This is a genomic window from Pseudomonas poae RE*1-1-14 (assembly GCF_000336465.1).
In the GTDB taxonomy this organism is placed as follows: domain Bacteria; phylum Pseudomonadota; class Gammaproteobacteria; order Pseudomonadales; family Pseudomonadaceae; genus Aquipseudomonas; species Aquipseudomonas poae.
In genome coordinates, this window is the sequence record NC_020209.1 from 2,769,306 (window position 1) to 2,789,748 (window position 20,443).

24 protein-coding genes, 1 tRNA gene and 1 pseudogene are annotated in these 20,443 nt (G+C 58.3%); 7 read left to right on the forward strand and 19 right to left on the reverse strand.

The window, feature by feature from the left end; translation table 11 throughout:
* Window positions 1-117 precede the first annotated feature (117 nt).
* Window positions 118-282, forward strand: a pseudogene (locus H045_RS11875) (tyrosine-type recombinase/integrase); the annotation flags it as partial.
* Between the two features lie 79 nt (window positions 283-361).
* Here the strand turns inward: H045_RS11875 and H045_RS11880 are convergent.
* From H045_RS11880 to thrS, 9 genes are all read right to left on the reverse strand, one after another.
* Window positions 362-438, reverse strand: a tRNA-Pro gene (locus H045_RS11880).
* A 90-nt stretch (window positions 439-528) separates the two neighbouring features.
* Complete coding sequence (locus H045_RS11885) at window positions 529-885, reverse strand: MerR family transcriptional regulator (RefSeq protein ID WP_003174972.1); 357 nt, start codon at window positions 883-885, stop codon at window positions 529-531.
* A complete protein-coding gene (gene ihfA / locus H045_RS11890; RefSeq protein ID WP_002553164.1) occupies window positions 866-1,168 on the reverse strand; it encodes an integration host factor subunit alpha in 303 nt (100 codons plus the stop codon). Before ihfA ends, H045_RS11885 begins: the two co-directional genes overlap by 20 nt.
* 3 nt (window positions 1,169-1,171) lie before the next feature.
* Window positions 1,172-3,550 carry a phenylalanine--tRNA ligase subunit beta gene (gene pheT / locus H045_RS11895; RefSeq protein ID WP_015372484.1) on the reverse strand — a complete coding sequence of 793 codons (2,379 nt, stop codon included), beginning with the start codon at window positions 3,548-3,550 and terminating at the stop codon, window positions 1,172-1,174.
* Between the two features lie 26 nt (window positions 3,551-3,576).
* Window positions 3,577-4,593 carry a phenylalanine--tRNA ligase subunit alpha gene (gene pheS, locus H045_RS11900; protein WP_003234250.1) on the reverse strand — a complete coding sequence of 339 codons (1,017 nt, stop codon included), beginning with the start codon at window positions 4,591-4,593 and terminating at the stop codon, window positions 3,577-3,579.
* Between the two features lie 109 nt (window positions 4,594-4,702).
* Complete coding sequence (gene rplT / locus H045_RS11905) at window positions 4,703-5,059, reverse strand: 50S ribosomal protein L20 (protein ID WP_003234252.1); 357 nt, start codon at window positions 5,057-5,059, stop codon at window positions 4,703-4,705.
* Between the two features lie 29 nt (window positions 5,060-5,088).
* The gene (gene rpmI / locus H045_RS11910; RefSeq protein WP_002553160.1) at window positions 5,089-5,283 is read right to left on the reverse strand and encodes a 50S ribosomal protein L35; all 195 of its coding nucleotides are present in this window, start codon (window positions 5,281-5,283) and stop codon (window positions 5,089-5,091) included.
* 60 nt (window positions 5,284-5,343) lie between these two features.
* Window positions 5,344-5,895 carry a translation initiation factor IF-3 gene (gene infC / locus H045_RS11915; protein ID WP_015884933.1) on the reverse strand — a complete coding sequence of 184 codons (552 nt, stop codon included), beginning with the start codon at window positions 5,893-5,895 and terminating at the stop codon, window positions 5,344-5,346.
* Window positions 5,895-7,817: a threonine--tRNA ligase gene (gene thrS / locus H045_RS11920; protein WP_003234255.1), complete on the reverse strand. Its 1,923-nt coding sequence runs from the start codon at window positions 7,815-7,817 to the stop codon at window positions 5,895-5,897. The genes infC and thrS overlap by 1 nt, the downstream gene beginning before the upstream one ends.
* Window positions 7,818-8,183: 366 nt before the next feature.
* On the opposite strand from thrS, the gene H045_RS11925 reads away from it, so the two are divergent.
* On the forward strand, window positions 8,184-8,498 hold the full coding sequence (locus H045_RS11925) for a hypothetical protein (protein WP_003234257.1): 315 nt from the start codon (window positions 8,184-8,186) through the stop codon (window positions 8,496-8,498).
* Between the two features lie 289 nt (window positions 8,499-8,787).
* Complete coding sequence (locus tag H045_RS11930) at window positions 8,788-9,000, forward strand: cold-shock protein (RefSeq protein ID WP_003234260.1); 213 nt, start codon at window positions 8,788-8,790, stop codon at window positions 8,998-9,000.
* A gap of 72 nt (window positions 9,001-9,072) precedes the next feature.
* On the opposite strand, the gene H045_RS11935 is transcribed toward H045_RS11930, so the two are convergent.
* Together H045_RS11935 and H045_RS11940 are read right to left on the reverse strand one after the other, a co-directional pair.
* A complete protein-coding gene (locus tag H045_RS11935) occupies window positions 9,073-9,393 on the reverse strand; it encodes an I78 family peptidase inhibitor (RefSeq protein WP_003234261.1) in 321 nt (106 codons plus the stop codon).
* Between the two features lie 142 nt (window positions 9,394-9,535).
* Entirely contained in the window at window positions 9,536-9,844 is a 309-nt protein-coding gene (locus H045_RS11940; RefSeq protein ID WP_003234262.1) for a hypothetical protein, read from the reverse strand.
* Window positions 9,845-10,016: 172 nt separating this feature from the next.
* Here H045_RS11940 and H045_RS11945 point away from each other — a divergent pair, with 172 nt between their 5' ends.
* The gene (locus tag H045_RS11945) at window positions 10,017-10,229 is read left to right on the forward strand and encodes a hypothetical protein (RefSeq protein ID WP_003234264.1); all 213 of its coding nucleotides are present in this window, start codon (window positions 10,017-10,019) and stop codon (window positions 10,227-10,229) included.
* Window positions 10,230-10,262: 33 nt separating this feature from the next.
* On the opposite strand, the gene H045_RS11950 is transcribed toward H045_RS11945, so the two are convergent.
* Genes H045_RS11950 through H045_RS11980 form a run of 7 tightly spaced genes read right to left on the reverse strand, consistent with a single transcriptional unit; the run spans window position 10,263 to window position 17,230 of the window.
* Window positions 10,263-11,291, reverse strand: a complete 1,029-nt coding sequence (locus H045_RS11950) for a nucleoside hydrolase (RefSeq protein ID WP_003234265.1) — start codon at window positions 11,289-11,291, stop codon at window positions 10,263-10,265.
* 26 nt (window positions 11,292-11,317) lie between these two features.
* Window positions 11,318-11,722, reverse strand: coding sequence for a D-ribose pyranase (gene rbsD, locus H045_RS11955; protein WP_003234266.1), 405 nt, complete (start codon window positions 11,720-11,722; stop codon window positions 11,318-11,320).
* On the reverse strand, window positions 11,719-12,636 hold the full coding sequence (rbsK, locus tag H045_RS11960; protein WP_015372485.1) for a ribokinase: 918 nt from the start codon (window positions 12,634-12,636) through the stop codon (window positions 11,719-11,721). Before rbsK ends, rbsD begins: the two co-directional genes overlap by 4 nt.
* A gap of 23 nt (window positions 12,637-12,659) precedes the next feature.
* Window positions 12,660-13,682, reverse strand: coding sequence for a LacI family DNA-binding transcriptional regulator (locus tag H045_RS11965; protein ID WP_003234268.1), 1,023 nt, complete (start codon window positions 13,680-13,682; stop codon window positions 12,660-12,662).
* A 3-nt stretch (window positions 13,683-13,685) separates the two neighbouring features.
* A complete protein-coding gene (locus tag H045_RS11970; protein WP_003234269.1) occupies window positions 13,686-14,663 on the reverse strand; it encodes an ABC transporter permease in 978 nt (325 codons plus the stop codon).
* On the reverse strand, window positions 14,660-16,213 hold the full coding sequence (locus H045_RS11975; RefSeq protein WP_015372486.1) for a sugar ABC transporter ATP-binding protein: 1,554 nt from the start codon (window positions 16,211-16,213) through the stop codon (window positions 14,660-14,662). Before H045_RS11975 ends, H045_RS11970 begins: the two co-directional genes overlap by 4 nt.
* Before the next feature lie 57 nt (window positions 16,214-16,270).
* Window positions 16,271-17,230 carry a sugar ABC transporter substrate-binding protein gene (locus tag H045_RS11980; protein ID WP_003234271.1) on the reverse strand — a complete coding sequence of 320 codons (960 nt, stop codon included), beginning with the start codon at window positions 17,228-17,230 and terminating at the stop codon, window positions 16,271-16,273.
* Window positions 17,231-17,721: 491 nt separating this feature from the next.
* Here H045_RS11980 and H045_RS11985 point away from each other — a divergent pair, with 491 nt between their 5' ends.
* From H045_RS11985 to H045_RS11995, 3 genes are all read left to right on the forward strand, one after another.
* Complete coding sequence (locus H045_RS11985) at window positions 17,722-18,810, forward strand: asparaginase (RefSeq protein ID WP_003234272.1); 1,089 nt, start codon at window positions 17,722-17,724, stop codon at window positions 18,808-18,810.
* 151 nt (window positions 18,811-18,961) lie between these two features.
* A complete protein-coding gene (locus H045_RS11990; RefSeq protein WP_015372487.1) occupies window positions 18,962-19,213 on the forward strand; it encodes a DUF1654 domain-containing protein in 252 nt (83 codons plus the stop codon).
* Between the two features lie 4 nt (window positions 19,214-19,217).
* The gene (locus H045_RS11995) at window positions 19,218-19,907 is read left to right on the forward strand and encodes an endonuclease (RefSeq protein ID WP_015372488.1); all 690 of its coding nucleotides are present in this window, start codon (window positions 19,218-19,220) and stop codon (window positions 19,905-19,907) included.
* 29 nt (window positions 19,908-19,936) lie between these two features.
* Here the strand turns inward: H045_RS11995 and H045_RS12000 are convergent, their stop codons facing one another.
* Window positions 19,937-20,317: an SPOR domain-containing protein gene (locus H045_RS12000; protein ID WP_169896481.1), complete on the reverse strand. Its 381-nt coding sequence runs from the start codon at window positions 20,315-20,317 to the stop codon at window positions 19,937-19,939.
* Between the last annotated feature and the right edge of the window lie 126 nt (window positions 20,318-20,443).

The following is a 20,443-nucleotide window of genomic DNA, read 5'->3' on the forward strand; positions in this document are numbered from 1 at the left end:
GCTCAACACTTACGCCGAACTTATGAATCAGCCTGCCGCCGCCTGATCGGGTGAACCAACGGATGCAGAGAGTCATGGAAACGAAGCACGCGCATGGGCCCTGGGTCGTTGATCAGGATGACCGAAGAAGATCGCAAGGCCCTACTGGGGCACAAGAACGGCAGCATCACCAGCCACTATTCGGGCGGGGAGCTCGGGCATCTGATTGAAGCCGCGAACAGGGTATCAGCAACCGATTCGCGAGGGCCGGTTCTGACAATGTTGAAGAGGAAACAGGCATGAAAAAACGACAAGTCTCGCAAATGTCACGCACATGAAAAAGGCCAATGCTGTGAACATTGGCCTAAGCCATTGAATAATATGGTCGGGACGGAGTGATTCGAACACTCGACCCCTAGCACCCCATGCTAGTGCGCTACCGGACTGCGCTACGCCCCGACTAGGCGTGTTACTGGGTTCGCTTCGCTAGGAAGCGATCAGGAATATACCGCAAGCTTTTGAAATGTGGAAGTATTTTAAAAGCCCAATTCATTTTTTCAACACCACCAGGACATCTTCGAGTTCGGAGATCATCTGGCGGATCAGTTGCTTGTATTGGGTGGTGTCGTCTTTGGCTTCATCACCGGACATGCGCTGACGCGCGCCGCTGATGGTGAACCCCTGGTCGTACAGCAACGCGCGGATCTGTCGGATCATCAGCACGTCCTGGCGCTGATAATACCGACGGTTCCCGGTGCGTTTGACGGGGTTGAGCTGAGGGAACTCCTGCTCCCAATAGCGCAGCACGTGCGGTTTGACCGCACAGAGCTCGCTGACTTCACCAATGGTGAAGTAGCGTTTGCCTGGGATGACGGGTAGCTCGTCGTTATGACTTGGTTCCAGCATAAGCCTCAACTCGGGCCTTCAACTTCTGCCCTGGACGAAAGGTGACCACACGGCGAGCCGTGATCGGGATTTCTTCTCCCGTTTTTGGATTGCGGCCAGGACGCTGGCGTTTGTCCCGCAGGTCAAAATTGCCGAAACCGGACAATTTGACCTGTTCGTTGTCTTCAAGAGCGTGCCTGATTTCTTCAAAAAACAGCTCGACCAATTCCTTGGCTTCGCGCTTGTTCAGACCCAGCTCTTCGTACAGACGTTCCGCCATCTCAGCTTTCGTCAAAGCCCCCATACGTCACTTCCTTAACGTGGCGTTTAACCTTTGTTCAAGCGAGGTGAGGATATTTTGTGTCGTGGTATTCACCTCATCGTCGTTAAGAGTGCGCGATGGATGCTGCCAGGTCAAGCCGACGGCGAGGCTTTTTCTATGCGGATCAATGCCTTTACCCTGATAGACGTCAAATAGCCTGAGGTCTGTCAGCCATTCCCCTGCATTTTCACGAATTACGTCCAGAACGGCAGTGGCGGCAACCTCACGATCAGCAATCAGGGCCAGGTCGCGACGCACTTCAGGAAAGCGTGACAGCTCGCTGAATTTCGGCATTTTGCCCGAAGCGACTTCCGCCAGAACCAGTTCAAAAACGAAGACCGCACGGTCCAGGCCCAGGCTTTTTGAAAGCTCGGGGTGAATCGCACCCACAAAACCCACCAGACGACCGTCACGCTCAATGCGTGCTGTCTGGCCCGGGTGCAACGCAGGATGGCTGCCCGGCACAAATGTAAAGGCATCCAATGCACCGGCAAAGCCCAGCACCGCTTCCACGTCAGCCTTGACGTCGAAGAAATCCACCGGATCGCGCCCCTGAGCCCAGCCTTCCGGCAAACGACTGCCGCAGACCACGCCGGCCAGCATTGACTCTTGCTTCAGGTCGCCCAACTGACCGACAAATCGCAGGCCGCTTTCGAACATGCGCACGCGGTCTTGCTGGCGATTCAGGTTGTGGGAAAGCGCTTTGACCAGACCTGGCCACAGCGATGAACGCATGGCCGCCATGTCATTGGAGATCGGGTTAGCCAGCAGCAGCGGCTCGACGCCAGGGTTGAACAGCTCGAACTGCTTGGGATCGATGAAACTGTAGGTCACCGCCTCTTGATAGCCACGCGCTACCAGCAGCCGACGCAGTTCAGGCAAGTGTGCACGCGCCTCGGCTTTGGGTTGCGGGGCCAGGCGCGCCTGTGGATAACGAACCGGCAGGCGGTTGTAGCCGTACAGGCGAGCCAGTTCTTCGATCAAGTCGACTTCGAGGCTGATATCGAAGCGATGGCTTGGCACAGTAACGTGCCACTGCCCTTCCCCGCCGGCCGAAATGCCCAGACCCAGGGCCGACAGCAATTGCTCGATCTCAACGGGTGCGATCACCAGGCCAAGCATTTGCTCGACACTTTTGGCACGCAGGGTAACAGGCGCAACGGACGGCAGGTGCTGCTCGCTGACCACTTCGGTGATCGGGCCGGCTTCGCCGCCGGTGATGTCCAGCAGCAGGCCAGTGGCCCGCTCCATGGCTTCACGGGCCAGCTGCCAGTCCACGCCACGCTCGTAACGGTGCGAGGCGTCGGTGTGCAGGCCGTAGGAACGGGCCTTGCCGGCGATGGCGATCTGATCGAAAAACGCGCTTTCGAGGAACACATCGCGGGTGGTTGCGGATACACCGCTGTGCTCGCCCCCCATTACACCGGCAATCGCCAGCGCACGGGAATGGTCGGCGATTACCAGGGTATCGGCACGCAGGCTGACTTCCTGGCCATCGAGCAACACCAGCTTTTCGCCTTCTTCGGCCATACGCACGCGGATGCCGCCGTTGATTTCGGCAAGATCGAAGGCGTGCAGTGGCTGGCCCAGCTCAAGCATCACGTAGTTGGTGATGTCGACGGCGGCGTCGATGCTGCGTACATCGGCGCGACGCAGGCGCTCGACCATCCACAGCGGAGTTGGCCTGAACAGGTCGACGTTACGGATAACGCGACCCAAGTAACGCGGGCAGGCATTGGGGGCCAGCACTTCGACCGGACGCACTTCGTCATGCACGGCTGGCACGGCGGTGACTACCGGGCGGGTAACCGGGACGTTGTACAGCGCACCCACTTCACGGGCCAGACCCGCCAGGGACAGGCAGTCGCCACGGTTCGGGGTCAGGTCGACCTCGATGCTGGCGTCTTCCAACTCCAGATAAACGCGAACGTCCTGACCCACGGGCGCATCCGCCGGCAGCTCCATCAGGCCATCATTGCCTTCACCGATTTGCAGCTCGGCTTGGGAGCACAGCATGCCGTTGGATTCGACACCGCGCAGCTTGGCCTTCTTGATCTTGAAATCGCCCGGCAGCTCGGCACCGATCATGGCAAACGGAATCTTCAGGCCCGGACGCACGTTGGGCGCTCCGCACACTACCTGAAAAGTCTCAGCGCCATTGCTGACCTGGCATACACGCAATTTGTCGGCGTCCGGATGCTGTTCGGTGCTCAGCACCTCACCCACCACCACGCCGCTGAAAACACCGGCGGCCGGCGTTACGCTATCGACCTCAAGACCGGCCATCGACAGGCGAGCAACCAGCTCGTCGCGATCTACCTGCGGGCTTACCCAGCCGCGCAGCCATTGTTCACTGAATTTCATCCTGCTCTCCTAAAGATTCGTTACGACTAGCGAAATTGCGCGAGGAACCGCAAGTCGTTGTCGAAGAACAGACGCAAGTCGTTCACGCCGTAACGCAGCATGGCCAGACGCTCAACGCCCATGCCGAAGGCAAAGCCCGAGAATTCTTCCGGGTCGATCCCGGACATGCGCAGCACGTTGGGGTGAACCATGCCGCAGCCCATCACTTCCAGCCAACCAGTCTGCTTGCAGACACGGCAGCCTTTGCCGCTGCACATCACACATTCCATATCGACTTCAGCGGAAGGCTCGGTGAACGGGAAGAAGGATGGACGGAAACGCACGGCCAGCTCTTTCTCGAAGAACACCCGCAGGAATTCTTCGATGGTGCCCTTGAGGTCGGCGAAGTTGATGTCGCGATCAACCAGCAAGCCTTCGACCTGGTGGAACATCGGCGAGTGGGTGATATCGGAGTCGCTGCGGTACACGCGGCCGGGGCAAACGATGCGGATTGGCGGCTTGTTCGCTTCCATGGTGCGGACCTGTACCGGCGAGGTATGGGTGCGCAAAAGCATGTTGGCATTGAAATAGAAGGTGTCGTGCATCGACCGGGCCGGGTGATGGCCTGGGATGTTGAGCGCCTCGAAGTTGTGATAGTCGTCTTCGACCTCAGGGCCTTCAGCGATGCCGTAGCCGATATGGGTGAAGAATTGTTCGATACGTTCCAGAGTCCGGGTGATCGGATGCAGACCGCCCGACGCCTGGCCACGGCCAGGCAAGGTCACGTCAATGGACTCGGCCGCGAGCTTGGCCGCAAGATCGGCCTCCTCGAGCGACGCCTTGCGCGCATTGAGAACCTCGGTGACGCGCTCCTTGGCAACGTTGATCAGCGCACCGACTTGCGGACGCTCCTCTGCCGGTAAATTCCCCAGGGTCTTCATCACCTGAGTCAATTCACCCTTTTTGCCAAGGTAGTGAACCCGGATTTGCTCCAGGGCATTGATATCTTCAGCGCTATGCACAGCCTCAAGAGCTTGGGCAACGAGCGCGTCCAGGTTTTCCATGTACAGACTCCAGATACAAAATAGGGGAAGAGCTTGAAGGCTCTTCCCCTATTTATGACGTTTACCACCCTGGGCTGCAGGAGCAGCCCAGGGTGACTGTCGGGGGTACTTAAGCCAAGGTGGCTTTAGCTTTCTCGACAATCGCAGCAAACACCGCTTTTTCGTTCACGGCCAGTTCAGCCAGAACCTTACGGTCGATTTCGATGGACGCTTTTTTCAGGCCAGCGATGAAACGGCTGTAGGACAGACCGTTAACACGAGCACCAGCATTGATACGAGCGATCCACAGAGCGCGGAACTGACGTTTTTTCTGACGACGGTCGCGGTAGGCGTATTGGCCTGCCTTGATTACCGCTTGCTTGGCAACACGGAATACGCGTGAACGCGCGCCGTAGTAGCCTTTAGCAAGTTTCAGAATTTTTTTGTGACGCTTACGGGCCATGACGCCACGCTTAACACGAGCCATGAGTTACTTCCTCTATTCTTGATCCAAAATTAACGAAGGCGCAGCATGCGCTCGACTTTTGCCACGTCAGACGGATGCAGCAAGCTGCTACCGCGCAGTTGACGCTTACGCTTGGTCGACATTTTGGTCAGAATGTGGCTCTTGAAAGCGTGCTTGTGCTTGATACCGTTAGCGGTTTTCAGAAACCGCTTAGCAGCACCACTTTTAGTCTTCATCTTTGGCATGTTCGGATACTCCGCATTCAGTTGATAAACATAATCAGAAGGCCTGCCGTGCCCTGTTGATTACTTCTTCTTTTTCGGGGCGATGACCATGATCAGCTGGCGTCCTTCCATCTTAGGATGCTGTTCGACCGAACCGTACTCGAGCAGGTCAGCTTCAACCCGCTTGAGGAGTTCCATCCCCAGCTCCTGGTGGGCCATCTCACGGCCGCGGAATCGCAAGGATACCTTGGCCCTGTCCCCATCACTCAGGAAACGTACCAGGTTGCGCAGTTTTACCTGGTAATCCCCTTCCTCCGTCCCTGGACGAAACTTGATTTCTTTTACTTGAATCTGCTTCTGGTTCTTCTTCGCCGCGGCAACCTGCTTCTTCTTCTCGAAGATCGACTTGCCGTAGTCCATCACCCGACATACGGGTGGGATTGCATCGGCGGAGATTTCCACCAGGTCCAATTTGGACTCTTCTGCAATACGAAGCGCTTCATCAATCGAGACGATGCCAATCTGCTCGCCGTCAGCGCCAATTAACCGAACCTCGCGTGCCGAGATATTCTCGTTGATCGGGGCTTTCGGTGCAGCTCGTTTATCTTGTCTCATTTCACGCTTAATAATAATTACTCCGAATCTGGGCGACCACGCCGGGAAACCGCTTGCGCGAGGAACTCAGCGAACTGGGCGACGGGCATCGAGCCCAGGTCAGCACCTTCACGAGTACGCACAGCGACAGTCTGCATCTCGACTTCCCTATCTCCGATAACCAAAAGATAGGGAACCTTGAGCAAGGTATGCTCGCGGATTTTAAAGCCGATCTTTTCATTTCTCAAGTCGGACTTGGCACGAAATCCGCTTTCGTTGAGAGTTTTTTCAACCTCAGCGGCAAAATCTGCCTGTTTGTCAGTGATATTCATGATCACTGCCTGGGTCGGAGCCAACCACGCGGGGAATGCGCCCTCGTAGTGCTCGATCAGGATACCGACGAACCGCTCGAACGAGCCGAGGATTGCCCGGTGCAGCATAACCGGGTGTTTACGGCTGTTGTCTTCGGAGACGTATTCGGCTCCCAGACGGATCGGCAGGTTAAAATCGAGCTGCAGGGTACCACACTGCCAGACGCGGCCAAGGCAATCTTTCAGCGAGAACTCGATCTTCGGACCGTAGAACGCACCCTCCCCTGGCTGCAGGTCGTACGCAAGGCCCGCACTGTCGAGTGCTGCGGCGAGTGCCGATTCGGCGCGATCCCACAGCTCATCGGAGCCGACGCGTTTTTCCGGACGAGTGGACAGCTTCATTTCGACTTCGGTAAAGCCGAAATCGCGATACACGTCCATGGTCAGCTTGATAAAGGCAGCGGATTCGGCCTGCATCTGTTCTTCGGTGCAGAAGATGTGCGCGTCGTCCTGCGTAAAGCCGCGTACGCGCATGATGCCGTGCAGCGCACCCGATGGCTCGTTACGGTGGCATGCACCGAATTCGGCCAGGCGCAGCGGCAGCTCGCGGTAGCTCTTCAGGCCCTGATTGAACACCTGCACATGGCACGGGCAGTTCATCGGCTTGATGGCGTAGTCGCGGTTTTCCGACTGCGTGGTGAACATGTTGTCGCCGTAGTTGGCCCAGTGCCCGGATTTTTCCCAAAGGCTGCGATCAACGACCTGTGGCGTCTTGATCTCCAGGTAACCGTTGTCGCGCTGAACCTTGCGCATGTACTGTTCGAGCACCTGGTACAGGGTCCAGCCGTTCGGGTGCCAGAACACCATGCCCGGCGCTTCTTCCTGCAGATGAAACAGGTTCAGGCGTTTGCCGATCTTGCGATGATCACGCTTCTCGGCTTCCTCGATGCGCTGGATGTAGGCGGCCAGCTGCTTCTTGTCGGCCCAGGCCGTACCGTAGATCCGTTGCAGCTGCTCATTTTTCGCGTCGCCACGCCAGTAGGCGCCGGACAGCTTGGTCAACTTGAACGACTTGAGAAAGCGCGTGTTCGGCACGTGCGGGCCACGGCACATGTCGACGTATTCTTCGTGGTAGTACAGGCCCATGGCCTGCTCGTCCGGCATGTCTTCGACCAGACGCAGCTTGTAGTCTTCGCCGCGAGCGGTGAATACATCGATCACTTCGGCGCGCGGCGTGACCTTTTTGATCACGTCATAGTCCTTTTCGATCAGCGCGTGCATGCGCTGCTCGATGGCCGCAAGGTCATCAGGCGTAAAAGGACGCTCGTAGGCGATGTCGTAATAAAAGCCTTCATCGATGACCGGGCCGATCACCATTTTTGCGGTCGGGTACAGTTGCTTGACCGCATGGCCAATCAAATGCGCGCAAGAGTGGCGAATGATCTCAAGCCCCTCCTGGTCCTTGGGCGTGATGATCTGCAGGCTCGCGTCGCCAGTGATCAGGTCACTGGCGTCCACGAGTTTGCCGTCGACCCTGCCGGCCACGGTGGCCTTGGCCAGACCCGCGCCAATGGATGCGGCGACTTCGGCTACGGAAACCGAATGATCGAATGAACGTTGACTGCCGTCGGGTAGAGTAATAGTTGGCATGGCGCCTCCTCTCCTAGTGGTGACCCCTACCAAAGGTCACGTGGGTTGGGATGAGCCAGTACAAGATCCAACACCAGGCCGTTCAATGATGAACGCCTGCCTTACAGCGGCAGGAGCCTTTCGGCCAACCGATAATCGAACCAGAGTGACTGGATTGAGCTGAAAAAAGATCTGGCAGGGCGGCTAATTGCGCACCTGGAAATAGCCAGGCGGCCGATGCTAGCACAGATGAACGGTCATCGTGCCGACGACGTGCCTGTTGCGGCAATTTCCGCTGTTTATGGCCGCCAAAGTGAACTTGGACTGTACGGCAGGCCTCAAACGCATCGAGAATCGCCGTTCGTCCTCGACCCAAAGGAGCATCCCATGATGCGTTTTACCTCGACCCTCGCTATCGCCGCCACCCTGAGCCTGCTGTCCCTCGGCGCCCAGGCTGCCGCCCCTTCCAACTGGCCCGCCGGTGCCCGCGATGCCTTCGTTAATGACTGCAGCGCAGCCGCCAGCCAGAACGTGGACGCCAAAACAGCCAAAGCTCACTGCGATTGTGGCGCTGACAAGATCAATGCCGAGTTGAGCACTGCCGAAATCAAAGAACTGATGACCAACCAGAACGCCAGCCCGGAGCTTAAAAACAAAGCCGTGGCCGCTATTTCGTCCTGCAAGGTCGTGAAGAAAAAGTAACAACGAGACGTCTTCAGACGCCTGTTTTGCGGGAAAAACAGCCTGAAAACTGCCTTTTCTCACAAATTACGCAGCTTTTACGGCTTTTTTTACCAGTTGATATTTCCGGCGCAAGCCCCGTAGAACGGGGCTTTCAGCCAATCATTGCGCTAAACGCAACGCTATTGATTAGCAAACAATGCCTTGGGGGGGCTCCCAAGCCGAACATTTCGACTATGATAGCCCGGTGTGCCCAGTTGGCCTGAGCAGCACAGCACTACTGAAAATATAAGTTTCTTGGAGATACACCATGTCTAATCGCCAAACCGGCACCGTTAAATGGTTCAACGATGAAAAAGGCTTCGGCTTCATCACTCCTCAAGGTGGCGGTGACGACCTGTTCGTACACTTCAAAGCTATCGAAAGCGACGGTTTCAAAAGCCTGAAAGAAGGCCAAACCGTTTCCTTCGTGGCTGAGAAAGGCCAAAAGGGTATGCAAGCTGCACAGGTTCGCGGCGAGTAATTCTCCGTTGAGCTAAAAAACCCCGTCCATGTGACGGGGTTTTTTATGGGCGCTGCAAAAGCCTAGTGAACCTCAGCCGCAATTGACGCGGGTAATGACCAGGTTGTCATCGGTATTCAGGTTCAGGCGGTCGGAGCGGTATTCCAGCGTGATCATATCGCTGGGCTTGAGGATCCGTGCGTTCTGCGCACCGGCGCGGGTGCGGGCCTGATCCAGCAACTGCGGCGAGGCTTTCTGGCCAACTGCAAATTCAGCAGCCTTCGACTCACAGCGGCTATGGCCGGAATCGGCCACGGCGGCGTCTTTGCCTGGCTCAGAGGCACCCGGGGTGCTGCAACCCGCCAGTGCGAGTGCAGTCAACAAAGAACCGAATGAAGCGAGCTTCCAAGGCATGAAGCCTCCTATGAAAAAAGTGGACAGAGATTGTGCGACAGCCGTCAGAACGATTGGTTTCAAGACGTAAACCTGCACAGGCAAGTCTGCCTGACTCAACACCGGCATTCGCCCCGTCAATCGTCACCAGATATGAATGCGCTCAGTAGATGTCGATGTAGTCAAACGCCGGCACAGGCCAGTTTTGTTTCAACGCGTTGAAAATCTGCATGACCCAGACCTCATCACTGGCGGCCACGTTACCGACATAACCGGAGCCTTTGGCCCAGGTTTCCAGGCGAAACAGCAGCCCGTCGATCTCCACACCCCCTACGGCCTTGCCGGAGGAGATGTACGCCATCCCCTCTTTGGTCACGCGCAATTGTGTGTGTTCGTCATCGCTGGCACTGGCGAGCAATTGGCGCACGGCTGCCGGCGTCAGGTTAGCTGGACTGTTCAAGTCGATGTGCACGCAGTGTTCCCCGGTCATTTAAAGGGTGGACAGTGTCGCATAGCCTTGCCTTTTGCCAAGCGCTTGATGCCTAAGTCGCAGTGCCAAATAGTGCGCAAGATGGTTAACTGCCCGCGTAAGAGCCGCGCTCCAGCGCACTGCCCCCGTTTTTTTCGACCCGTGAGCCCCGACCATGAGCACCGTGATCCTGCAAGCCGACATCAAAGCCAAATGGCCTCAGGGCCAAAGCTCCTACAGCCCGGGAAGCCCGGAAGAGCTGGCGATCATTGGTATCGACCTGTTGGTCAAGGAACTGGGCACACAAGCCGCGCAAGCCTTCATCGGCCAGGTATTCGAGAAATACCCGGCCGATCACACAGGGGCGCATGACCCCGAGCGCGAATAAGACCCGGCCGACGAGCGCCGACCGGCAAACCCGTTATTTCAGACGGGACAGACGTTCAGTCAGCAAGTCGAAAAAGCCCTGGGCATCGCCGTTTTCAACCCAGAATGCATTCTTCGGTTGTTTCAGGCCGTCATACCAATCGACAACGGTCTGGCCGAAGGTCGGGCCCTCGCGACTGTCCACGACCACATTGACTTCACGGCCACTGAACAGCGAAGGCTTGAGCAGGTAGGCAACGACGGTGGCGTCGTGCACCGGGCCACCCGGAATACCGTAGTGCTCCATATCGCCCTTGACGTATTCATTGAGAATGTCGCCCACGATTTTGCTGGCGTTGTTATTGATGTCAGCGATCTTCTTCAGGCGCGCCTCACTGGTCAGCACCTTGTGGGTCACGTCCAGAGGCAGGTAGGTCAGCTTGACGCCACTTTTGAGCACGATCTCTGCAGCCAGAGGGTCGGCGAACAGGTTGAATTCAGCCACCGGCGTGATGTTGCCACCATTGAAGTGCGCGCCGCCCATCACCACCACTTCCTTGATGCCTTGGGTGATTTCCGGGTCCTGAGTCAATGCCAGCGCCAGGTTGGTCTGCGGGCCGAGCATGGCGATCGTGATGCTGTGGGGCTTGGCAGCACGCAGGGTCTTGATCAGGTAATCCACGGCGTTGCCTTCGGCGAGGCCTTTTTGCGGCTCATGCACGGTGACGCCGGAGATGCCTTCCTTGCCGTGGATATTCTCGGCATAGATCGGCGTGCGCAGCAGGGGCTTGGGCGCACCGGCATACACCGGGATCTCCTCGCGCCCTGCCCACTCGCGCGCCAGGCGCGCGTTGCGGGAGGTTTTGTCCAGGCGTACATTGCCGGCCACGGTGGTCAGCGCACGAATGCTCAACTCTTCCGGCGACGCCATGGCAAACAGTAAGGCCACGACATCGTCGGCACCCGGGTCGGTGTCGATGATGAGGTCGATTTTTTCCGCCGCCTGGGCGCTTGCAGCAGTGAGCGCGGACAAAAGCAGAACACTCCGGAACAGGTTTTTCAGGGTCGGGAGACTACGTTGCATAAAACACTCCTTGTCGTTGGGAAACTCTAGAAAGTGACGCCGGACACCAGCGCGATATTGCAATAAGGCTGGCACTCACCGGTACGCACCACCGCGCGCGCCGAGCGGCTCAGTTGCTTGAACTGATCGTGGCTGAGCAGGCGTCGCTCACCCAGCGCGGCCTGCTCGGTCAGGCTGTCGAGGTCGGCCAGCGCAGCCGGTTGCTTGAGCAGAATTTCTTCGGCCAGCACATGACTTTCCACCTGCATCTCGCTCAACACGATGCGCAGCGTACTGATGAAGTCGGGAATGCCCTGGGTCAGCGCGAGGTCGATCAACTCGACGCCCGGCGGCACCGGCAAGCCCGCGTCACCGATGACCAGAATGTCACCATGACCAAGGGAGGCGATCACACGCGACAAGGCGATATTGAGCAGAGGGGTCTTTTTCATGAGGGCACAAAACCTTGAACGTCGTTGAGTGTGGGAATGGAAGGTTGCGCACCATCCCGCGTGACCGACAACGCCGCCGCGACCTGCCCAAAACGAATGGCCTGGGCTTCGCTTTGGCCATTGACCAGTGCCGCAGCAAAACCACCGACGAAGGTGTCTCCGGCAGCGGTGGTGTCGACCGCCTTGACCTTGGGAGCCATCAGGTGCTCGAAGCTCTCGCCATCGGCGAACAATGCTCCCTCGGCACCCAGGGTGATGATGACCTTGCCTGCACCGGCCTTGATCAGTTGAGTCGCCGCCAGCTTGGCGCTGTCGAGGGAGTCAACCGTCATGCCGCTCAGTGCGCTGGCTTCGCTTTCGTTGGGGATCAGGTAGTCGATCGAGGCGTACCACTCGGTCGGTAGCGGGCCGCTGGCAGGCGCCGGATTGAGAATCACCGTCTTGCCCAGCTCACGACCACGTTTGAGCGTGTAGCCCACCGTTTCCATCGGCACTTCAAGCTGGCAGACAATCACGTCGCCAGCCTGCAACACGGCATCCACCGCGCGCATCGCGGCGGGCGTCAACTCGCCGTTGCTACCGGCGACAATCACAATCGCGTTCTGGCTACTGTCATCCACCACGATCAACGCCACACCGCTGGAGCCGTCCACTGTGCTGACGGCCTGGCAGTCGATACCTTCGACCAGCAGCGCTTCGCGCAATTGATCACCATAGGCGTCAGTGCCCACGCAGCCGATCATCGCCACCTCCGCCCCGAGGCGTGCAGATGCGACGGCCTGGTTGGCGCCCTTGCCGCCCGGCACGGTCGAGAACGATTGACCGATCAGGGTTTCGCCGGCACGCGGCAAGCGACTGGCACGGGTGACCAGGTCCATGTTCAAACTGCCTACTACCACTACTTTTGCTGGCATACATCAGTACTCATCAATTCGGTTCAGCGGTATTGCGCGAACGCACCAGCGACCGGCGCCGTTGACTCACGCAACACAATGCTCGGCGTCACGATACGTTGATCGATCGGCAGTTGGGGGGTAGCAATTCGTCGCAGTAACAGTTCGGCCGCCGTTTCGCCCAGTTGCACGATCGATTGCCCGACCGTGGTCAATGCCGGGTATACGTAGCGGCCCATTTGGATGTCATCAAAACCGATCACCGAGAGATCGGCCGGCACGCGGATATTGCGCTCTGCGGCTGCGCGTAACACGCCAAAACCAATCATGTCGTTGCTGGCAAAAATCGCACTGGGCGGGTTCTCGGACAGCAACTTCACGGCGGCGGCGTAACCGCCGATGCTGGTGAAATCGCTTTCCTCCGTGCGACCGGGCGCAACATCCACCCCGGCTTCGTCGAGCGCACGGTGATAGCCCGCCAGGCGCATTTGCGCAACGCGGGTGTGACCAGGCCCGCCGATACAGGCAATGTCGCGATGGCCCAGTTCAAGCAGGTGCCGGGTCGCCAGGTAAGCGCCCTCTTCGTGGTCAATGCGCACCAAGTCCACATCGATGCCGTCCAGCGCGCGGTCGACGATGACCATGGGCGTGCGCACCGCGCTCAGGCCGGCCGCCAGGCCACTGTCGTCGCCGCCTACCGAGGTCACGATCAAGCCGTCGATGCGTTTTTCCAGCAACACCCGCAGGTAACTGCGTTGCTTGGCGGCATCGTCGTCGGAGTTGCACAGGATCACGCAATAACCGTTACGTTCGCAGTAATCCTCGATACCGCGAGCCAGCTCGGCAAAATACGGGTTGAGGCTGTTGGGCACCAGCAAACCGATGGTGGCGGTCGTCTTGGCCTTGAGCGAGCGCGCGACGGCGCTCGGTACGTAGTCGAGCTGCTTGATTGCCGCCTCGACCTTGATGCGCACAGGCTCACTGACCGGGCGTGTCTTGTTCACCACATGAGACACCGTGGTGTAGGAAATACCCGCAAGCGCTGCCACATCCTTGATCGTTGCCATGATTCAGCCTCGCCGACTGGCGCGCTGGCTACGGTAGGTATCGAGAACCACGGCAATCACGATCACGGCACCGGTGATGATGCGCTTGGTGGGCTCAGTGGCACCGATCTGCGCCAGGCCTGCGGCCAGCACCGAAATAATCAACACGCCAAAGAACGTGCTGATCACCGAACCGCGCCCGCCCATCAGGCTGGTGCCGCCGATCACCACGGCCGCGATTACCTGCAGCTCCAAACCGGAACCAGCGTTCGGGTCGGCCGCTTCCAGACGCGAAATCTGGAACAGTGCCGCCACACCCGCGAGCAGGCCCATCAGGCTGAATACCAGGATTTTATAGGGCTTGGGATTGATGCCGGCCAGGCGCACGGCTTCTTCATTGGTGCCGATGCCGATCAGGTAGCGACCAAAGACCGTGCGGGTCAGCACAAGCTGGGCGACGATGATCACCAGCAAGGCAATGATGAACGACGGCGAAATACCGAAGGCAATCGGATTAGACAGCCAGGCGAACGAGTCACCGATATAGGCCGTACGCGAACCGGTCATCTGGTACGCGACGCCGCGAGCCATTTCCAGCACACCGAGCGACACGATAAACGACGGAATGCGCCAGGCCACGGTGATCGAACCGGTGATGGTGCCGGCCAGTGCGGCGCAGCCCATGCCCAGCACGGCGGCCGGCAACACGCTCCAGCCCCAGCTCAGGATTGCCACGCTGACCGCCGACGCGGCCAAGGCCAGCACCGAGCCCACCGACAGGTCGATGCCGCCGATGATCAGGATGAACGTCATGCCCACCGCCAGCACCATCAGGTCCGGTATCTGGTTGGCCAGGGTGCTGAAGGTGTCGTAGGACAGGAAGTGATCGCTGAGCACCGAGAACAGCGCAATCATCGCCAGCAAGGCGCCTGCCAGCCCCAGGTAAGTACCCAGGCCGTAGAAGTTGCCGCCAGTCTTGCCGGGGGAAGTTGTGGTTTTCATGGGGTATCCCTAAGCACTGCATCGTTGAGCAGCGCATCACGTTTCTGATAGCCGGCAAACGCGGCGGCGAGCAATTCGTCCTGGGTCCAGCTATCGCGCTCGAAGGTCTCGATCAGGCGACCAGCGGACAGCACACCGATGCGGTCGCAGATCAGCATCAGCTCGCGCAGGTCACTGGACACCACCACCAGCGCTTTGCCCTGACGGGTCAATTCGCCGAGCAAGGCATAAATGTCGAACTTGGCACCGACGTCGATACCTCGGGTGGGCTCATCGAACAGCATCACCTGGCAGTCGCGCTCCAGCCAGCGGCCGATCACGACTTTCTGCTGGTTGCCGCCGGACAGTTCCGAAACCAATTGTGCCGGGCTGGAACTGCGAATGCGCATGGCGTCGATCTGGCGCTTGGCCAGGGCCGTTTCATCGCGGCTGTTGACCACCCCGCCGCCGGAGATCTCCGGCATGTTGCCCAAGGCGATATTCGCGCTGATCGACTGGGTCAGCAGCAGGCCCTCGCCTTTGCGGTCTTCGGTGATCAAGGCGATGCCGTGCCCCACGGCGTCGACCGGCGAGCGAATGCTCACCACCTTTGCTGGCGAACCGAGGGCGACGGTGCCGCTGTCGGCCAGGTCGGCACCGAAGATAAGGCGCAGCAATTCAGTGCGGCCAGCGCCGATCAGGCCGGAAATGCCATAGATCTCGCCGGCGCGTACCTCAAAGGACACATCGCGAACCTTGTCCGAACGTGTCAGGCCTTTGACCGTCAAGGCCGGGCCACCGATGGTGCGCGGGCCCAGGTCAATCTGTTCGCCCAACTCACGACCGACCATCAAGGTGACCAGTTGCTCGCTGTTGTAATTGGCCATCGGCTCGGCACAGACCAGCTTGCCATCACGCAGTACCGCAATGCGCTGGGCGACGCGGGCCAGTTCTTCGAGCCGGTGTGAAATATAAATGATCGCCACGCCCCGAGCCTGCAGGCGGGTGATCTGTTCAAACAGCATCTCGACTTCACGCGCCGTGAGCATCGCCGTGGGCTCGTCGAGAATAAGTACGTGGCAGTCGCCGATCAGGTTGCGGGCAATCTCGACCATCTGCTGATGGCCAATGCCCAGACTGCCGACCAGCGTGTCCGGGTCGATCGCATCCAGGCCGACCTGCGCCATGGCTTCGATCGCGGCTTTACGCAACTGCTTGCGGTTGATCCAGCCACCTTGACTGGGCAGGTTATGCAGGAACAGGTTCTCGGCCACCGTCAGGGTCGGCAGCAGGTTGAGTTCCTGCATCACCATGCGCACACCCAGCGCTTCAGCCTGGGTGCGGCTGCCTGGCTGGTAATCCTGGCCGTTGAACTGCATGTGCCCGGTGGTGGGCGTGACCAGCCCGCCGATGATCTTGGACAAGGTGCTTTTGCCTGCGCCGTTCTCGCCGGTAAGCGCCAGCACTTCCCCGCGATTGAGCGTCAGCGTGATGTCGGACAGCACCGGTTGGGCATAAGTCTTGCCGATACCGCTGACCGAAAGGACAGCCGCCTGGGCGGAAGGTGACATAGGAAAATCTCCAGGCGCCCGCTCAGGACGAGCGGGCGCTGTTGGGTACTGCCAGGATTACTTCTTGAGGACGAGTTCGACCGGGGTTTCGATCACGCCGTCTTTGGCATCGACTGTTTCACCCTTGACCAGCTTGAGTGCGTTCTGCAGACCGAAAACGGCTTGCTGGGCAGCGGCCTGGTCAGCCGTGGCGAGTACGCGGCCGTCCTGCAGCATCGGCTTGATTGCTTCGATGTTGTCATAGCCCACCACCAGCACCTTGCCGGCCTTGCCTGCGGCACGCACGGCGGACACAGCACCGAGGGCCATGTTGTCGTTACCGGCCAGCAGCGCCTTGAGGTCCGGGTATTCGCTCAGCATGGCCGACGCCACTTTCTGGCCCTGGTCGATTTCCCAGTTGCCGGATTGAGTGGAAACGATCTTCATGCCGGCAGCGTCCATCGCATCCTTGAAGCCTGCGGTGCGCTGCTGGGCGTTGGTGGTGGTCGGTACGCCTTCGATAATGCCGACCTTGTCACCCGAAGCCAGTTGCTTGGCCAGGTAATCACCCACCAGCTTCGCGCCTTTGCGGTTATCCGGGCCCACGAACGGGATATTCAGGTTCTTGCTTTTCAGTACATCCGGATCAAGACGGTTGTCGATGTTGACCACCTTGATGCCGGCATCCGAGGCTTTTTTCAGCACGGTGACCAGCGCTTTGGAATCGGCGGGAGCAATAACGATGGCGTTGACCTTGGCCAGGATCATCTGGTTGACGATATCGATCTGGGCGCTGGTATCGGTTTCGTTCTTGATACCGTTGGTGATCATGTCGAAGTCGGCGGCGTGCTCTTTCTGATAGGCCTTGGCGCCATCCTGCATGGTCACGAAAAATTCGTTGGCGAGGGACTTCATCACCAGGCCGACCTTGGGTTTGGCGGCGGCGTCATCGGCGAATGCAGAGGAGAGAGGCAGAGCAGCGGATGCGGCAGCAAGCACAGCGACAGCGAGAAGACGTCCAGCGAATGGCAGCTTCATGGGTTCACTCCGATCTTATGATTATTGTAAGCAACGCTTGCATCGAAATATCTCGCAAACGTTTGCGTTAATCGAACTATGAGAACCTTGTCGAGATTTGTCAACGCCGGAAAAGCGCCTTTCATCCAACGCTCCAGCAAGCGGCGGCGCCGTTTGCATGCTCTGATGTTTAAACCTCGCCTGCGCCCGCTCGTCCTCTAAAACGACAGACTGCTGCATCCGCGTTTCTCGCCACCTGACAGCAGGTAGCGTTTATTGTCGGACAACCGAACACAACGTCGTCAATTGTTCGGAAAGCCGGACAGATGTGTTGTTTGAGACCGTTGAAAATCATAAATAGTTGTTTTAAATCAAAACGTTAATTTATGTCGCCTGCCAGAATCAGGCTGGTACAAATCCTGCTCCTCCCCTGCACCTCGATACGTTCAGATACGTCCGAGGGTTCTAGATGAACCTGCAACTGCACTCATCAAAAACCAGAGAGAAAAATAATGAAATCTGCATTGAAAACTTTTGTACCGGGCGTTTTGGCCCTCCTGCTGCTGTTTCCCGTTGCCGCCCAGGCAAAGGAAGTCGAGACCAACACCAAACTTTCCAACGTAGTGATTCTCGCCACCGGCGGCACCATTGCTGGCGCCGGCGCCAGTGCGGCCAACAGTGCCACCTACCAGGCGGCTAAAGTCGGCATCGAACAACTGATCGCCGGCGTTCCTGAGCTTAGTCAGATTGCCAATGTTCGCGGCGAACAAGTGATGCAAATTGCTTCCGAGAGCATCAACAACGACAACCTGTTGCAGTTGGGCCGACGCGTCGCGGAACTGGCCGACAGCAAGGACGTCGACGGTATCGTGATCACCCATGGCACCGACACCCTGGAAGAGACGGCCTATTTCCTCAACCTGGTGGAAAAGACCGACAAGCCTATCGTGGTGGTCGGCTCGATGCGTCCAGGCACCGCCATGTCAGCCGATGGCATGCTCAATCTGTACAACGCCGTTGCCGTGGCTAGCAGCAAAGAGGCGCGTGGCAAAGGTGTGCTGGTGACCATGAACGACGAAATCCAGTCGGGTCGCGATGTGAGCAAGATGATCAACATCAAGACTGAAGCGTTCAAGAGCCCATGGGGCCCGCTGGGCATGGTGGTTGAAGGCAAATCCTACTGGTTCCGCCTGCCTGCCAAGCGCCACACGATGGATTCGGAATTCGATATCAAGACCATCAAGAGCCTGCCAGACGTGGAAATTGCCTATGGCTACGGCAACGTGAGCGATACCGCCTACAAGGCCCTGGCCCAGGCTGGCGCCAAAGCCATCATCCACGCCGGTACCGGCAATGGGTCGGTATCGTCCAAAGTGGTTCCCGCCCTGGTGGAGCTGCGCAAGCAGGGTGTGCAGATTATCCGCTCCTCCCATGTCAACGCCGGCGGGATGGTGCTGCGCAACGCCGAACAACCTGACGACAAATACGACTGGGTTGCCGCCCTGGACCTGAACCCGCAGAAAGCGCGAATTCTGGCGATGGTAGCGCTGACCCGTACCCAGGACAGCAAGGAACTGCAACGGATATTCTGGGAATACTGATTCCTGACGCCGCCGCTGTAGGAGCGAGCGTGCTCGCTCCTACACCAACCACATCAAATTACCGTCAGACGGACCTTTCGGATTTTAAGCAGTTGCGAAATTACCTACAGTCAAATACTGTATGTGCGTACAGCTTATTAAGGAATATTCCGTGGCAAAGTCCTCTCCCGCCGCTGCAACAGCCCCCGATGCCTACCAGCGACTGGCCATTCGCGTGCAAAAAATCATCAATTCGCCCCCTGCGCAAAAAGCCATGGCAGCCTTGATCTTCCGCCTGCCGGAAGAACCCGAGGATGAATGGGCGCGCTTGCTGGAGGAAATCGCGGAAAACGACAACGTCACCCTCGCCTATCGGGACGACGGCGGTGTGCAGATTTTCTGGGTTGTGCCGAAGGAAGATTGATTCAATGAGTGTGCGTTTTATTGCTGTGCTTTGTCTGCTTTTTGCCACGACCGCCCACGCCCAGGCACCCCGAACGTTCAGTGAAGCCAAGAAAGTCGCCTGGAAGCTCTATGCCCCGCAATCCACCGAGTTCTATTGCGGCTGCAAATACACCGGTAACCGCGTCGACCTGAAAGCCTGCGGTTACAAGCCACGCAAAAATGCCAGTCGCGCCGCACGCATCGAGTGGGAACACATCGTTCCTGCCTGGCAAATCGGGCATCAGCGTCAGTGCTGGCAAAGCGGCGGACGCAAGAATTGCACGCGCAATGACGCTGTGTTCAAGCGCGCCGAGGCGGATCTGCACAATCTGGTGCCGAGTATCGGTGAGGTCAATGGTGATCGTAATAACTTCAGCTTTGGCTGGCTGCCGGTGCAGAACGGGCAATACGGCTCATGCCTGACCCAGGTCGACTTCAAGGCGAAGAAGGTCATGCCACGGCCGTCTATTCGCGGCATGATTGCGCGAACGTATTTTTACATGAGCAAGCAATACGGATTGCGCCTGTCGAAGCAGGACCGCCAGCTGTATGAAGCCTGGAACAAGACATACCCCGTACAAACCTGGGAGCGCCAGCGTAACCAGACCGTTGCCTGCGTCATGGGGCGCGGCAATGACTTTGTCGGCCCGGTGAATCTGAAAGCCTGCGGCTGAAAGTGGGCGGGTTCCCGCCCCAATGGTCGCTACTGCGTAGCCTTGTGCTCGATGATTTCCGAGACGGTATCGGTCTTCTTGGCGCGAGCCATTTTTTCCGCGAGCAATGCTTGCTTGGCTTCGGCTTCAGCCTTGCTGGAGAACGGCCCAAGCAGCACTTCGTCTTTGCCGTCCACTTTGACGATATAAAAATTGAAACCATGTTCCAGCAGCCAGGCGGTCAGGTCGGTGATTGCCTGTAACTTGTGATCTGGCGGGCCTACTCGCAGATCCCATTCCTGGGCGGCAATCGCACTGCTCTGCGGTTGGCTCTGGCTCGCGGCAGCCCCAGCCTTGGGCGCCTCGACAGGCTTGCCTTCACCGCAACCGGCCAATGCCAGCACCGCCATTGCCATCGCTACTTTACGCACTGCCCTGCTCCTTAAAGGAAAAGAGGCAACTTTATCATCCACTGTCTATTCTGGCCTTCATAAACCTTGGCTTAAACAATGCGAATGATGTATCGCAGACCTGTATGATGCCGCCATGGGAATTAA

What these genes read in the sequence shown, in the direction of transcription:
- H045_RS11995 (WP_015372488.1), top strand. Translation starts at nt 19,218, where the DNA reads ATGAGTGTGCGTTTTATTGCTGTGCTTTGTCTGCTTTTTGCCACGACC.
- pheS (WP_003234250.1), bottom strand. Translation starts at nt 4,593, where the DNA reads ATGGAAAACCTGGACGCGCTCGTTGCCCAAGCTCTTGAGGCTGTGCAT.
- H045_RS11970 (WP_003234269.1), bottom strand. Translation starts at nt 14,663, where the DNA reads ATGAAAACCACAACTTCCCCCGGCAAGACTGGCGGCAACTTCTACGGC.
- H045_RS11945 (WP_003234264.1), top strand. Translation starts at nt 10,017, where the DNA reads ATGAGCACCGTGATCCTGCAAGCCGACATCAAAGCCAAATGGCCTCAG.
- H045_RS11930 (WP_003234260.1), top strand. Translation starts at nt 8,788, where the DNA reads ATGTCTAATCGCCAAACCGGCACCGTTAAATGGTTCAACGATGAAAAA.
- thrS (WP_003234255.1), bottom strand. Translation starts at nt 7,817, where the DNA reads ATGCCAACTATTACTCTACCCGACGGCAGTCAACGTTCATTCGATCAT.
- rplT (WP_003234252.1), bottom strand. Translation starts at nt 5,059, where the DNA reads ATGGCTCGTGTTAAGCGTGGCGTCATGGCCCGTAAGCGTCACAAAAAA.
- H045_RS11980 (WP_003234271.1), bottom strand. Translation starts at nt 17,230, where the DNA reads ATGAAGCTGCCATTCGCTGGACGTCTTCTCGCTGTCGCTGTGCTTGCT.
- rbsD (WP_003234266.1), bottom strand. Translation starts at nt 11,722, where the DNA reads ATGAAAAAGACCCCTCTGCTCAATATCGCCTTGTCGCGTGTGATCGCC.
- H045_RS11975 (WP_015372486.1), bottom strand. Translation starts at nt 16,213, where the DNA reads ATGTCACCTTCCGCCCAGGCGGCTGTCCTTTCGGTCAGCGGTATCGGC.
- H045_RS11950 (WP_003234265.1), bottom strand. Translation starts at nt 11,291, where the DNA reads ATGCAACGTAGTCTCCCGACCCTGAAAAACCTGTTCCGGAGTGTTCTG.
- H045_RS11885 (WP_003174972.1), bottom strand. Translation starts at nt 885, where the DNA reads ATGCTGGAACCAAGTCATAACGACGAGCTACCCGTCATCCCAGGCAAA.
- rbsK (WP_015372485.1), bottom strand. Translation starts at nt 12,636, where the DNA reads ATGCCAGCAAAAGTAGTGGTAGTAGGCAGTTTGAACATGGACCTGGTC.
- H045_RS11935 (WP_003234261.1), bottom strand. Translation starts at nt 9,393, where the DNA reads ATGCCTTGGAAGCTCGCTTCATTCGGTTCTTTGTTGACTGCACTCGCA.
- rpmI (WP_002553160.1), bottom strand. Translation starts at nt 5,283, where the DNA reads ATGCCAAAGATGAAGACTAAAAGTGGTGCTGCTAAGCGGTTTCTGAAA.
- ihfA (WP_002553164.1), bottom strand. Translation starts at nt 1,168, where the DNA reads ATGGGGGCTTTGACGAAAGCTGAGATGGCGGAACGTCTGTACGAAGAG.
- pheT (WP_015372484.1), bottom strand. Translation starts at nt 3,550, where the DNA reads ATGAAATTCAGTGAACAATGGCTGCGCGGCTGGGTAAGCCCGCAGGTA.
- H045_RS11965 (WP_003234268.1), bottom strand. Translation starts at nt 13,682, where the DNA reads ATGGCAACGATCAAGGATGTGGCAGCGCTTGCGGGTATTTCCTACACC.
- H045_RS11925 (WP_003234257.1), top strand. Translation starts at nt 8,184, where the DNA reads ATGATGCGTTTTACCTCGACCCTCGCTATCGCCGCCACCCTGAGCCTG.
- H045_RS11985 (WP_003234272.1), top strand. Translation starts at nt 17,722, where the DNA reads ATGAAATCTGCATTGAAAACTTTTGTACCGGGCGTTTTGGCCCTCCTG.